We start from the raw sequence: 14,203 nt of genomic DNA, 5'->3' as shown, positions 1-14,203 counted from the left end.
GCATTCCTCATAGGGGTTCCGCTTCATAGGGGTCCGCTTCAACGTCTGCTTCCGGTGCGTGGGCGAGGAGGTGTAACGCGACTGCGCAACGGTTACTCAGTTGGCGGAAGTTGGGTGTGTGGATGATGCATGGTAGCAGCGGTTTTGTCCGCAGTTTGTCCGCAGGATTTTCACGCGAGAGCTGGATTGCGACGTCTAGGGCACCTGCTACAGCGTCGAGATCTGAGTCAAACAGGTCGCTGTAGACGTCCAAAGTCATGGACGCTTTCGCGTGCTCGAGCATGCGTTGGACGCCGAGGACGTTGGCGCCGGCGGACACCGCCAGGCTTGCTGCAGTGTGTCGGAGATCGTGCGGAGTGATTGTCGGAAATGTCGGGTCGTCCTTCTGGCACGCGGCGACAGCGACTGCGAAGTAGCGGGGGCGGTAGTTCGAGACGCGTAGAAGTCCGCCTCGGCTGTTGGTGAACACGAGGTCGTCTCGGCCCTTGTGGGCCATGAGCGCCTCCAGATCGTCGATGAGGGCGACGGGGAAGGGCACTGAGCGGCGTTCATGATCCTTCGGGTTGCCCCACACCAAGCCGTTGGCCTCGGTCACCGCACGGTTGATGTCGACTCGTCGACGGGGCATATCGAAGTCGCGTGGGCGTAGTGCGGCCATCTCGCCCCATCGGAGTCCGGTGTAGGAGAGGAACCACGATGGGCATCCACTCGATGGCGTCGGCGAGTTGCTGCACCTTTTCATGGCTGAGGTAGCTGCGGTTGGAATGTGTGCGTCGGGGGGAGCTTGACACCTTCACAGGGGTTGCTCGGCAGGCGGCGTGCTTCGACTGCGGAGGCTAGGACCATGCGAAGTACGCCGTAGCCTGGGCGTCGATCTTCCGGTCGCAGTTTTCCGGCGGATCTCTCAACGCCATCTGCATCGACATACCTTGCGCGCCAGCGCTTTCCCTGGCCATAGAGCGTCGAGGGAGTCTTGTCGGTCCTGAGCCAGCGATCCTCGACACCTGCCCGTCGGTTGCGCCGCGCACCGCTTCGGTTCGTCGTCACGTATCCCACGATATGGGAATTGGTGCAAACGCTCGGCAGCGTTTCGTCCGAATACCGGGCCATCCAGCGCGTTGATGTTGGCCAATGAGGCGGAAGCCTCGGAAGGCGCGGCGCAGATGCTTTAGATCCGCTGTGCTGGTTACGAGTTCAGGTCCCTCCGAACATTCCTGGTGACCAGGGCGCGGCGTTGGCATCACCCCCAGCGTCCGCACTCAGAACGCCATTGGCTATAGCTGCTGTCTTCCTACTGCGTACCGCTTGTTCCGTGCATCGCATATTCCGCTCTGGGTGCGATTCTGTGCCGGTCAGACTCGAACTGACACACCGGTCGGGTTGGTCCATTCGGAGGTGATGTCGACGGGTTGATCGGCCTTCAGACCCAGCGCTGCAATGTCTTCGGGGGTTGATCAGGATGACCCGGCGGCCTCCGTTGACGGCGACAGGCGCGAATGTCACCGTCGCGTAGGCGGTGGTGCCGTCGGCGCTGATCTGCGACGACGCCGAAGGCTGATAAGCGTCGACGACCGAGGTCACGTCGCGCTCCTGACCGATTTCGTCGAGCAACGGGCGGAGCTGACGCTCCACCGGCCGACTGGTGACGGTCGGGTTGTCGGTGTGCCAGGCGATGATTCCGGACTTGGCCTGCGAGCTTCGATGTCGTTCTGCAGTGGATGAAGTTCGACTTACTTCGCTCGCAGTAGGTGGTGTTCGGCCTTGTCGAACCCTGCGCCGCGCATCGCATTGGTGAAGGGTGGTGGACAGCCTCCCTGTGAGTGGGAGACGTTCTGCCGATGGCACGCCGCCGACTACTACTTTCGTCTTGGCGCCGACTGCGTCACGACGGTGTCGCGATCAAAGAAGGGACTGGCTGGTGATTACTGACAGCAGAGACGAGCGAGATATCTACCGCAACATTGTGCTCATCGCGCGGGCCATGGACGAAAGGAATTGGGGTGCAATCGAAAACCTTGCCGTTCTCGATGCGACCGGTGATTTCGGTGACGGAGCGGTGTCCTCAGCGGCAGAGATAGTCGAGCTTCTCCGCCGCTACCTCGACGACTGTGGACCCACTCAGCACCTCATCGGGAATGTCGTGATCGACGTGTCCGGTGCCACCGCAACCAGTCGCGCCTATGTTGCCGACATACATCTCGGAGTCGGCGATCTGGAAGGCCAGTATTTCCGGACACTTGGTGACTACCACGACACCTGGGTGCGGACTGCCGGCGGATGGAAGTTGACCGATCGCACGAAACACCACAGCGGGATGATGGGCAACATCGCAATCCTTGCCCACGCAAATGAGTTGACGAACTGAAGGAGCACGACATGGGCAGGCTAGAGAGAAAAATTGCGATCGTCACCTGGTACCGCCCGACTGTGAACTGACCGCACCCCAGTTAGCGAGCGTTATTGCGCTCTCGCCCTCGGAACCGTCGGCGCACTTCGATCGAAAAGGACGTGACCTGTGAGCAACTCGGCAGTGGATGAACTCGACGTGGTCCGCGTACGAGACTGGCTGCGCGGAGTCGAAACCGGCGCTGTCGGAGACCTGAGCGCCACCCTCATCGAGGGCGGTCGCTCGAACCCGACCTACGCGCTGACCGACGGCGACCGCAGCTGGATTCTTCGGCGTCCCCCCCAGGGACACGTGCTCCCCACCGCGCACGATATGGGCCGCGAATACCGCGCGTTGTCGTCCTTGAAAGACAGCGCCGTACCGGTTCCGAGAACCGTAGGACTGTGCACCGATCCGTCGGTCATCGGAGCGTCGTTCTACGTCATGGACAAGCTCGACGGGATCACGCTACGTACGCAGAACGACACCGTGCAGCTCACCGAAGCCCAGCGCGCGGGTCTGGCGGGTTCGATGTTGACCACCCTTGCTGAGTTGCACGCTATCGATCCCGCCGATGTCGGGCTCGCAGACTGGGGTAAGCCCGATGGCTATCTCGAACGGCAGCTCCGACGCTGGCAACGCCAGTGGGACGCGTCGGCCACGTCTGAACGACCGGAGGTCGCCGAGGTGTTTCGACGCCTTCAGGTGGGACTACCCTCGCGCAGCTATCCAGGAATCGTGCACGGCGACTTCAAGATCGACAACATGATGGTCGATCGCGACGATCCCACTCGTATCCTCGGCGTCCTCGACTGGGAGATGTCCACGCTGGGTGACTCGATCACCGACCTCGGCATCTTGTGCTCGTTCTGGGACCACGAAGGCGAGTTCTTCAATCCCATAACCGCGGGTGCGACAGCACTGCCGGGCTTCCCCACCCGCGATGAGCTGGTCGAGCGGTACGTGAGCGCTCGCGGGATCGATGTACCGGACATCGACTGGTATCTGGTGTTCGCCGATTTCAAGATTGCGATCATCCTCGAGGGCATCCATGCCCGTCACGCTCAGGGACACACTGAGGGTGAGGACTTCGCCGGCGTCGGCGAGATGGTCGGTCCGCTCTTTGGACGCGCGCTCGAGCGTGCATCTGCTTCGTCCGTCACCGGCTTGGCCGGTTGAATTCACCGAAGGACACCTGCATGACTTACTCGGTCAACACGTCGGCCATGCCCGCAATTGTCGACGTCGCCTCGCTCGATCTCAGGCCGTCGGCCAGGGCGCTCGAGCTCCGCGAAACACTCGTCGATTTCATGCACACGCACGTCTTTCCCGCCGAGCACGAATACGACGCTTACCGTGCGCAGGTCGGACCGGGCGACAGCACACTGCCGCCTGTTGTCGAGGCCCTGAAGCAGGAAGCCCGCTCACGTGGATTGTGGAATCTGTTCCTCCCTGCGTACTCGGGAATCAGCCAGCTCGACTACGCAGGTCTGGCCGAAATCACCGGCTGGAGCTTGCATTTGGCTCCCGAGGCGACAAACGGACAGGCGCCCGACACCGGCAACATGGAACTGCTGCATCTATTCGGGACCGAAGAGCAGCAGACTCGGTGGCTGGAACCGTTGAAGGACGGCGACATTCGATCCGCGTTCTCGATGACCGAAGTCGAGGTCGCCAGTTCCGATGCCACCAACATTCAGACGACCATCCAGCGCGACGGTGACGAATACGTCATCAACGGGCGCAAGTGGTGGACCAGCGGTGCATCCGACCCCCGCTGCAAACTCCTTATTGTGATGGGTAAGACGGACCCCGATGCCGCGACTCATCGGCAGCAGTCGATGGTGTTGGTGCCGATCGAGACCCCGGGTGTGACGGTGGTCCGCGACGTTCCGGTTTTCGGTCGATACGACCAGCACGGGCACTGCGAAGTGGTATACGACAACGTGCGAGTACCGGTGAGCAACATCCTCGGCGAGGAAGGCGCGGGCTTCGCGATTGCGCAGGCACGCCTCGGCCCCGGCCGTATCCACCACTGCATGCGCGCTCTCGGCGCCGCGGAACGTGCTCTCGGCCTGATGGTCTCGCGCGCCCAGTCCCGGATCGCGTTTGGCAAGCCGCTTGCAGAGCAGGGCGTCGTGCAGGCGCAGATCGCCGAATCCCGGATCGCGATCGATCAGGCACGGCTGCTGTGTCAGTACGCGTCGAGAATCACCGACGAGCACGGCAACAAGGCTGCTGCTCCTTACGTTTCGGCCGCCAAGGTGGCCGTTCCGCGCGTTGCCCTCGAAGTGATCGATCGAGCAATTCAGGTCCACGGTGGAGCGGGCGTCAGCGACGACGTGCCCCTCGCAGCGATGTACGGGTGGCATCGAGCGATGCGAATCTTCGACGGCCCGGACGAAGTCCATGTACGCACCGTCGCAAAGGCAGAGCTGAGAAAGTCTGCATAGTGAAGGAACCGTGTGGGGCCACGGCACCCACATCGACCTTCCATCCAGTGGGAGCGGGGATGACCTCTCAACTCCATTGACCGGCATCATGGGTTCTTTCAGTGCGCTCGGTGGCTCGAAAGGGGTCACCGCTGACTAAGGCAGATCATTGCAGGTGAGGAGCGAGATATGAATCGATTCGAGGGTCGGCGGGTTCTGGTGACGGGCGCCGCTTCGGGAATCGGGAGGGCAACGGTGCTGCGCTTGCTCACCGAGGGAGCTGCAGTTGTCGCTGCGGACGTGGTGGAGGCCGGTCTGGTCGATACCAATTCGGCTGCCGCCGAACTGGGGTACGAGGATCGGTTGACGACGCACGTGATCGATATCGGCCACGAACAGTCGGTCAGCCAAGGTGTCGCTTTCGCGACGAAGAGTCTTGGCGGGCTTGACGTTCTCGTGAACGCGGCGGGTATTTTACGCAGCGCGCACACCGATGCGATGCCGCTCGAGGACTGGGACAGGATCATTCGAATCAACCTCACTGGTACGTTCCTGATGATCCGCGAATCCCTGCCGGCTCTCATTGAATCGGGTCACGGTGTGATTGTGAACTTCACGTCCACATCGGCGACTTTCGCGCATCCCTACATGGCAGCTTATGCGGCTAGTAAGGGTGGAATCTGGTCGCTCACCCACGCAGTTGCGCTCGAATATGCCAGCAGGGGAATTCGTGCTGTTTCAGTCGCGCCAGGCAGCATCACCTCGGGAATGACTGCGGCACCGGGCATTCCTGACGACGCTGACTTCTCGTTGTTCGCGAAACTGCAGCCGGTCCTGGTAGGTACACCTACTGGCGACGACGTAGATCAAGCGCCGGGGATGGCGGGCCCAGACAAAGTCGCAAGTGTGGTCGCGATGCTGGCGTCGGACGATGGCGCGTTCATCACCGGTACGGAGGTTCGGATCGACGGTGGCACACACATGTAAGGGGCGTCCGTTGGGAACCGGAGCGGAGATCGCCGCGCTCTACGCGCCAGATGGACGGGTCGAGGATCCGGTCGGTACTCCAGCGCATGTGGGTACCAATGCTATTGCGGTGTTCTATGATTCGGTTCGGGGTGGGGAGCGCACGATCGAGTTGCTGACGCTACGGGTCGCTGCAGACACGGCAGCCTTCCACTTCCGCGTGACGACGGTCGTCGAGAACACGACGATCGTGGTCGAGCCCATTGATGTGATGACGTTCGACGACCAATCGCGAATTACAACCATGCGGGCGATCTGGTCGCCGGCCGATCTGATCACCTCGACCGAGTAGTGGACGTACGGCGAAACTCGGTGGCCGTCGTGTTCAGCACGTATCAGGGCCCGTGAGAGCAGAGTAGTCACCGAACTTGCGTTGTTTCGCTTTTCGGTGGTGTGGTGTCTAGACCCGGGTGTTCATCACCCGGGTCTTTTCTGTTGTGTGGGTGCAGAATTCGGTGGCTTCCGGCCGCAGTCCGCGGCCGGTGGGCAGCTTGTGGGCACCGAGTCACTGGCGGCTTCAGAAAAGGTGGCATCAGTCTCCCGGTGGACGGGAACACGTATAACCGCTCGTCGCTGTCGTCCGCACATAATCAACCGCCGGCGTCGGAAAGTGAGGCCGGTCACGCGAGTGGCTCAATGTGTCGGGTACCCCATCCGGTGTCGCCCTCGCTGATCTTGCAAAGGAGTCTTAGACATGAAACTCGGCGGTTCGGTTCGCTCTCGGCGAACCCTTGCAGGAGTCAGTGCGGTGCTGCTGGCCGCAACGTTAGGCGCCACGGCGTGCAGTAGCAGTGATGACGACAGCACCAGCACTGCGGCCGGGTCCACCTCGGCACTTCCTGAGAATGCCGCTACCGGAGCACCGGTGAAGATCGGGTTCATCTCCACCGAAGGCGGAGGCGTCGTGTCCATCCCCGAGTGGCGAGAGGGGGCCGAGGCTGCTGTCGAGTATGTGAACAAGAACGGCGGAGGTTTCGCAGGCGGTCACTCGATCGACCTGGTGGTGTGCAAGCAGGCGGAGGAGCCGACCTCGGCCACCAACTGTGCCAACCAGATGGTCGAACAGAAGGTTGCTGCGGTATTGACGGCGGGAACTTCGCAGGGAACGGCCATCGTGCCGATCGTCGGGGGTGCCGGAATTCCCTACATCACCCTCAATGGTGTCTCCCAGCTAGATGTCACTTCGCCCGACTCCTTTGCTTTGTCGTCTGGTATTTCGGGAAGCCTGGTTGCAACCGCCACAGCCGCCAAAGCCGAAGGCATGAAGTCGATGACGATCTTTGCCAGTGACGGCGGCGGCACCGCCGGCATTATCGAGATGCTCGGTAAGCCGATCTTCGACGGATTCGACATCGATCTCAAGGTCGTTGCGATTGCTCTTGGCGTGCCCGACCCCACGCCATTGGTTGCCTCTGGTCTGGCAAGCAATCCGGACGGTATCAGCATCATTTCTGATGCGGCGCTCTGCACATCGGTACTGAAGGCGATTCAGACCAGCGCTCCGGACGCCAAGAAGGTCTTGAACACCGTGTGCCTCGACAAGAGTGTCCTAGACGTCGTCGGGGTAGAGGCCGTCGAGGGCAACCAGGGAATCACCGGGATCGACGTGTTCTCAGACCGGCCGGACTCCGTTCTCTATCGTTCGGTTTTGGGTCAATACGCTCCTGACCTATCGCTCACGGGCCCAGGTGCCCAGGGCTACCAGGTTCTGATGGCAACGGTCAACGCGAACGCCAACGTCACCGGGGATGTCGATGCCGCGACAATCAAGCAGGCGATGCAGGCCACCGACAAGGTAGAGATGCCAGCCGGTGGTGGAATCATCTTCAGCTGCAACGGAACTGCCGTCCCGATGATGACCTCGATCTGCTCCACTCAGACCCTTTACGGCTTGATCGACGATCAGGGAGTTCCGCGGGACCTCCAAGTGGCCGGTTAGTCCCAAGGTCGACCAGGAAAACAGCAGAAGGAAACATCATGACCGATCATTTGGCTTATCTCGTCCTCGGCCTCGGGAACGGCGCCGTGTATGCGGCAATCGGGCTAGCTCTCGTTCTGACATTCAAGAGCTCGGGTGTCGTGAACTTTGCAACAGGCGCTATCGCCCTCTATGCCGCCTACACCTACGCCTTGCTGCGGACAGGTGAGCTGATGATCCCCATCCCGGGGCTCCCCAAGACGGTTGACCTGGGTCAACCTCTTGGGGTGTTCCCGGCGATGGCAATCTCCCTGGTGATCTCCGCTCTGTTGGGAGTGTTGTTCTACGCTCTGATCTTCCGACCGATGCGCAACGCATCTGTCGTGGCCAAAGCTGTTGCATCCATTGGTTTGATGATCACCTTGCAAGCGTTGATTGCTCAGCGGGCCGGGACCAGCATCGTCCCGGTTGCGCCGATCTTCGATCTCGACACCATCAGGATTGGCTCGAGTACGGCACCGACCGACCGGATCTGGCTGGCGGCCACGATCGTGGTCATCGGGATTGCGGCGACGCTGATGTTCCGATTCACCCGTTTCGGAGTTGCGACAGAAGCCGCGGCGGAGTCCGAGAAGGGCGCGTATCTGACCGGTTTGTCACCCGACAAGATCGCTTTCAGCAACTGGGCGCTGTCATCGGTTGTGGCCGGCCTGAGCGGTATTCTGATCGCGCCACTGGTTGCGCTGAATCCGGTGGCGTACGCGCTGTTCATCGTTCCGGCTCTTGCTGCGACGTTGGTCGGAAACTTTTCCTCAATCGGGCTCACGGTCGTAGCGGGGCTCGTTATCGGTTCGCTTCAGGCCGAAACGATCAACTTGCAGGCAACGTACGACTGGTTCCCCAAAACCGGTATGTCAGAGGCCATTCCACTTATCTTGATACTTGGATTCCTGGTAGTGAAAGGACGGCCGCTGCCTGACCGGGGGGCCATTGTGCGCCAAGCGCTGGGACGCGCACCCAGACCTGAACACATCCTGCTCCCTGCTGTTCTGGCCGTTGGCGTCACTGTCGTGGCACTTCTCGCGACATCGGGAAGTTATCGGTCCGCGATCGTCACGAGCATCATCCTGGCAGTCCTCGCACTGTCCCAGGTGGTGGTCACCGGGTACGCCGGCCAAGTCTCGTTGGCTCAGCTCACCCTCGCTGGGGTCGGTGCGTACGCAGTCAGCGTTCTGAACGTTCATCTCGGCATATCCTTTCCGTTTGCCCCGATCATCGCCGCACTGGTCGCGACCATGATCGGAGTAGTTGTCGGGTTGCCTGCGCTACGCGTGCGTGGTCTGCCGTTCACTGTGGTCACGCTTGCGCTTGCTGTATTCGTGGACGCGTTCTGGTTCCGAAACCCGTCCCTGAACGGCGGCATCAACGGCGCACCCATCGACAACCCTGAGCTGTTCGGCTTCAGTCTCGGCATCGGCGCCGGCGAAGACTATCCGCGAATGGCTTTTGCCGTCATGTGTTTGGCTGTTCTCACAGTCGTTGGACTGGGCGTCGCCTGGTTGCGTCGCAGTAGCCTCGGTACCGACATGCTCGCACTTCGGGCCAACGAGAGATCCGCCGCTGCAGCGGGAATCAATGTTCCGCGAACCAAGCTGATCGCCTTTGCAATCGGCGCGTTCATTGCGGGCATCGCGGGATCATTGATGGGCTACCAGCAAACACTTGCCAGCCCTGAGCCGTATGCGGTCTTCCTCGGGATCTCACTCTTTGCAGTGATGTACATAGCGGGCATCACATCGATCACCGGCGCCGTTCTGGCCGGGATCATGGCACCCGGTGGCCTGCTGTACCTGTTCATGGACAGGTACGTGCACATCGGCGACTACTACGCAGTGATCAGCGGCATCCTGCTGATCGTCACAGTGATGGCCAACCCCGATGGCATCGCAAGTACATTTCCCAGAATCCCTTGGCCCAAGCTGCGTCTCGCCCGGGGTGCGGTCGCAGACAAGCCGACTGAACAGGAAGCCGTTGTCCCCAGAACCCGCCAGTCCTCGGACGAACCGCTTCTCGTAATCCGAGAAGTCGGCGTCAAGTACGGTGCCGTCCAGGCCGCGAAAGACGTCTCGTTCGAGGTGTTCCCGGGCGAGATAGTCGGTCTGATCGGGCCGAATGGCGCGGGAAAGACAACCGTCATCGATGCGATCACCGGCTTCGCGCCGGCAACCGGAACGGTCACGCTCAGCGGTACCGATCTTTCCGACGCCGCCCCACATAATCGCAGCCGAGCGGGTCTGGGCCGGAGTTTTCAGGATGTCGAACTGTACGACGATCTTTCGGTAGCCGAGAACGTGACTGTGGGTGCGACTCGTTCTCGGTCGAAAGATGATGTATCGCAACGTGTCCAGCGAGTCCTGGCGATGGTCGGCCTGACCGACGAAGCCGACACGGAGGTTGCGACTCTGTCGCAGGGGCGGCGCCAACTCGTATCTGTTGGCCGAGTTCTGGCGGCAGATCCGATCGTCGCTCTACTCGACGAGCCGGCAGCTGGACTCGACAGCACCGAGAGCCGCTGGTTGGGTGACCGACTCCGTAATGCCTGTGACGCAGGCACATCCATATTGTTGGTCGACCACGACATGGAGCTGGTGCTGAGGATCTGCGACCGGATCATCGTGTTGGATCTCGGCGAGGTCATCGCCAGTGGTACCCCCGACATGATCAGGAATGACGACGCCGTGATCCGGGCATACCTGGGTGTCCCGTCAACCGAAGACATCGATGTCACACCGGAAGACATCCCGGAGCTGCACATCCCGAAGCACATCCAGCAGGAGGTCATGCCGTGAGCGTCTTGGAAGTTCGGAACTTCGCGACCGGGTACGTGAAAGCACGCCCATGTGTCCGTGACGTCGACCTCACGGTCGAGCGCGGCGAAATAACCTGCCTGCTTGGACCGAACGGTGCCGGAAAGACCACGCTGTTGATGGCACTCGCCGGCCTGTTGCCCAGGTTTGCCGGCGAGGTCGTCGTGGACGGACACGAGGTGCGCAGCGGCCGACCGCGAGATGCGGTCCGGTCCGGAATGGTCCTCGTGGCGGACGATCGCGCGCTGTTTCGTCAACTGTCCGTCACACAGAACCTCCGCCTCGCAGTGCGTGAGCGTTCTCGACGCAGTAGCGCCATCGAGGAAGCGATCGGCTACTTCCCGTCCCTGGAGAAGCGTCTCAAAATTGATGCCGGGCGCCTGTCAGGTGGTGAACAACAGATGTTGGCCATCGGTCGGGCAATTCTGCAACGACCCAAGGTGTTGCTGATCGATGAGCTCAGCATGGGATTGGCGCCGGTGATCGTCGATGAAATTCTTGCCGTTCTGCGCAAGTTGGCGAGGGAGAACGACATGGCCGTGGTGTTGGTGGAACAACACGTCCACCTCGCGCTCGGTATCGCCGATCAGGCCGCCGTATTGGTTCACGGCAGTGTAGCGATGAAAGAGTCTGCAGCGGTTTTGAAGGCAGACCCCTCGCGCATCGAGAGCGCATACCTGGGTGGTGACGCTGCGACCGTGTAGATGATCTGTCCTAAACCTGCAGGCAACAAAGTGATTTCGCATTGCACTGCTCAGGCAAACCAACGATCAGCCATGCTCAGAAAGGTATACCGATGACGTCGACAGTCGAGCGACATCCCATGACACCGGTGGCTCCACCGTCGGTTGTTCCGAACTTCTACACACCTGAAGAAATCGCCGCGATCATGTCGGTGATCCGTGACAACGGGCCTTGGCGGCTGATACTTGCGCACCATTTCGCGTCGACGGAGGAGTATCTGGCCGTCTCGGGTGGCAAGGACCGGGACCCGAACGCGCAACTGTCGGATTTCGTGGCGCCTGTCTTCAGAGGGTTCCTCGCCAAAGACGGTGTGGTGTTCTATCCAGAATTGAACGACCTCTATTTCGGCCGGAAGCACCTGGACACCGCGAAAGAGCTACACGGGTCGAAATACGGTATGGCGCATGATCTCATCTTCAACATCTGTGGACCGTCACACAGCTTCGATGCCGGCCATTTCGACACCGGCAGTTTTCGCGGAATCGGATTGCACAATTCTCCGCTCTGGCTTCTTGCCGTCATGGCCAAGTCCGGACTCTTCGCCGACTGGGAGGTCAAGACGGCACAGGTGATCACCTACTTCTACAACTCCGAGATCGATGGCGGCTTCACCTACTGGCCGGACGGTCCGGACCGGGCGCCCAGCCGTCTGGCGGCACCGTTCTGGAATGACGCGCTGCTGACCGACAATTCACGGATGTACCACCGCCGTGAGTCGAATGGACCTGTGGACCGACGCGATTGTCCCGGACTCGATCTCGGGTCGAAGTTGCACAGCTCCTCTGATGGAATGTGGTCGATCCGCAACGGCGACGAGGAGATCGACCGCTTCGACGACTCCGAGATGCGCATGTTGGTGCATTACACGGCGCTGCTGTTCGACGACCTGGCCGATGTGGCGCGTTTCCAGGACCACACCGACGACCTGACGTTCGACAAGGTCTTCGGAATGCTCGTCGATGATATGCACGCGAATGGCGTCAAGTTCAATGAGCCCGGTGAACCGATGACCGACCCGACATTCATCGCGCTACTCACCGACTTCTACAAAATGGCGCCGAGTCAGTACCCCGCGGAGGCACCCCTCGAGGTTCGTCGCTGAGTCCGGTCACGGACCCAGCGTTGTGCCGGGTGTCAGGTTCTGTACCCCCAGTGCGCGGTAGAGATGTTCCTCTACCAACGCACTGGGGGTTCGAACTTTGCGGTCAATGCTGCTTGCTGCCCAAGCCTTTCAATGCCGTGGCGTCTGCTTTGAAGCGCTGATCCCCGCGCGGCGGCCGAAGAAGCTGCCGTCACCCAGACTCGCGCCGCTGGCATAACCGCCGGCGCACACACCTGAGGTGCACCGTCCAGCGGCATAGAGTCCGGGTATGGGTTCGCCCGAGACATGCAGCACTTCTGAATCAACGGATGTCTTCAATCCTCCGAGGGTGAACCCGCCCACCATTCCGCGCAGGTCGTATGCACCGATCGGAGTCTTGAGGGGCCGCACCCACTCGGCCTTCTTGTGTAGGAACGGATCCGACGAGCTCTCTGCGTATCTGTTGTACAGATCGACGGTGGATCGTAGTCCGCCGGCAGGGATACCCATTTCCGCCTCCAACTCTTCGACACTCTCGCATACCCAGGCCGGTGTCCCACGCATCACGGCGCTTGTCGAGACCGACTGCAGCGCTGCTTCATAGGCCTCGTCGTCGATGACCAGAAACGCATCGCCGCCCTGACGTAACAGTGTCTCCTGCGCGATTCGGCTCGCGTAGGTGTCTTCGGGGATATAGCGCTGACCACGCATGTTGACCAGAATTCCACGGGCCAAGAGTTGCGGATCACAGAAGATCGCGACCTCGGCAGCGTCCATGTGCGCGGTGGCCGCTCCAATCGCCTGGCTCATCTCGATGGCGCGGCCATCATGACTCTCGATGGAAGCCGCCGGCCTTCCGAGAATCCGTGGGACGTGGTCGCGGAGCATGGCGTCGTTGTAGGCAAAGCTTCCCGTGGCCAAGACGACTCCCTGCCTGGCGCGGACCGCTACACGTTTCCCGTACTGCTTGGCGATCACCCCGACCACGCTGCCGTCGTCGTCGACAATGAGCGACTGAACGCGAACATCGTATTCGGCTCTGACGCCTAACCTTTCAGCTGTGTCGACCAACGGTTTCATCAGCATGAATCCGCCGGCCTGTTCGGCGTCGGCAGCGATGGCCCTTCTGGGCAGATGGCCTCGCGGCGACGGCGCTACCAACGTATTGAACGGCGCCGAGTTTTCCCCGCCTGAGAACATCAATCCCTCGCCGTGCGGGGGCTCCCACCCCGGTTCGCCCCAGAATGATTCGTCGAACTCGACCCCTGCATCGACGAGCCAGTTGAAATGCTCGACACTGCCCTCGCAATAGAGATCGATTTTTGCCTCATCGACGCCTGGGCCGAGCGCAGCCTTCATGAAAGTCTTCATGTTCTCGACCGAGTCGTCGAAGCCAAGGGCGTGCTGGAGCGCGGTGCCGCCACCGAGGTAGATGAAGCCTCCGGACATGGCGGCTGCGCCGCCCCAGCCGCCCAGTCGTTCCAGCACGAGGACGTCCGCGCCCATCCGTGCTGCTTCGATGGATGCGGCCACCCCCGCGATCCCGAATCCGGCTACCACGACGTCCGCTTCGTGGTCCCAGACGTCGATCGTGTCAGCTTTCACCGGCTTGAGTGTTGGATCTGCCATTGGTCGGTCCTCTCCATACGTACCGCGGAAGTCTTGTGCCGTCGCGGTTCTCGTGTATCACTAGGCCATCCGAATCGGTGAGATGCCAGCTGTCGTCCCCGTGGGTGGGAGCCCGGATCC

Annotated in this window: 11 protein-coding genes; 9 read left to right on the top strand and 2 right to left on the bottom strand. The window is 61.1% G+C overall.

Annotation, left to right across the window (positions count from 1 at the left end; genetic code table 11):
- Nucleotides 1–7 precede the first annotated feature (7 nt).
- Nucleotides 8–658: a tyrosine-type recombinase/integrase gene (locus H290_RS31830; RefSeq protein WP_231373813.1), complete on the bottom strand. Its 651-nt coding sequence runs from the start codon at nt 656–658 to the stop codon at nt 8–10.
- 1,260 nt (nt 659–1,918) lie between these two features.
- Here H290_RS31830 and H290_RS0123220 point away from each other — a divergent pair.
- The 9 genes from H290_RS0123220 (at nt 1,919) to H290_RS0123180 (ending at nt 12,475) form a co-directional block, all read left to right on the top strand.
- A complete protein-coding gene (locus H290_RS0123220; RefSeq protein WP_081631692.1) occupies nt 1,919–2,365 on the top strand; it encodes a nuclear transport factor 2 family protein in 447 nt (148 codons plus the stop codon).
- A 150-nt stretch (nt 2,366–2,515) separates the two neighbouring features.
- Nucleotides 2,516–3,565 carry a phosphotransferase family protein gene (locus H290_RS0123215; RefSeq protein WP_020109241.1) on the top strand — a complete coding sequence of 350 codons (1,050 nt, stop codon included), beginning with the start codon at nt 2,516–2,518 and terminating at the stop codon, nt 3,563–3,565.
- Nucleotides 3,566–3,585: 20 nt separating this feature from the next.
- Nucleotides 3,586–4,839, top strand: a complete 1,254-nt coding sequence (locus H290_RS0123210) for an acyl-CoA dehydrogenase family protein (protein ID WP_020109240.1) — start codon at nt 3,586–3,588, stop codon at nt 4,837–4,839.
- Between the two features lie 168 nt (nt 4,840–5,007).
- Complete coding sequence (locus H290_RS0123205) at nt 5,008–5,805, top strand: SDR family NAD(P)-dependent oxidoreductase (protein ID WP_020109239.1); 798 nt, start codon at nt 5,008–5,010, stop codon at nt 5,803–5,805.
- 10 nt (nt 5,806–5,815) lie between these two features.
- Nucleotides 5,816–6,136 (top strand): nuclear transport factor 2 family protein, encoded by a 321-nt coding sequence (locus H290_RS0123200; protein WP_020109238.1) that lies wholly within the window; start codon nt 5,816–5,818, stop codon nt 6,134–6,136.
- Nucleotides 6,137–6,538: 402 nt separating this feature from the next.
- Nucleotides 6,539–7,783 (top strand): ABC transporter substrate-binding protein, encoded by a 1,245-nt coding sequence (locus H290_RS0123195; RefSeq protein WP_020109237.1) that lies wholly within the window; start codon nt 6,539–6,541, stop codon nt 7,781–7,783.
- Between the two features lie 38 nt (nt 7,784–7,821).
- Nucleotides 7,822–10,611 (top strand): branched-chain amino acid ABC transporter permease/ATP-binding protein, encoded by a 2,790-nt coding sequence (locus H290_RS0123190; RefSeq protein WP_020109236.1) that lies wholly within the window; start codon nt 7,822–7,824, stop codon nt 10,609–10,611.
- Nucleotides 10,608–11,333, top strand: a complete 726-nt coding sequence (locus tag H290_RS0123185; RefSeq protein WP_020109235.1) for an ABC transporter ATP-binding protein — start codon at nt 10,608–10,610, stop codon at nt 11,331–11,333. The genes H290_RS0123190 and H290_RS0123185 overlap by 4 nt, the downstream gene beginning before the upstream one ends.
- Before the next feature lie 92 nt (nt 11,334–11,425).
- Nucleotides 11,426–12,475 (top strand): hypothetical protein, encoded by a 1,050-nt coding sequence (locus H290_RS0123180; protein ID WP_155977002.1) that lies wholly within the window; start codon nt 11,426–11,428, stop codon nt 12,473–12,475.
- A 129-nt stretch (nt 12,476–12,604) separates the two neighbouring features.
- Here H290_RS0123180 and H290_RS0123175 read toward each other — a convergent pair whose 3' ends face one another.
- Nucleotides 12,605–14,083 carry an FAD-dependent oxidoreductase gene (locus H290_RS0123175; protein WP_020109233.1) on the bottom strand — a complete coding sequence of 493 codons (1,479 nt, stop codon included), beginning with the start codon at nt 14,081–14,083 and terminating at the stop codon, nt 12,605–12,607.
- Nucleotides 14,084–14,203: the final 120 nt, after the last annotated feature.

Origin of the sequence: Nocardia sp. 348MFTsu5.1 (genome assembly GCF_000383535.1) — a bacterium.
In the GTDB taxonomy this organism is placed as follows: domain Bacteria; phylum Actinomycetota; class Actinomycetes; order Mycobacteriales; family Mycobacteriaceae; genus Williamsia; species Williamsia faeni.
Note: the sequence above shows the minus strand (reverse complement) of the source record. Positions and strands in the feature narration are given on the sequence as shown.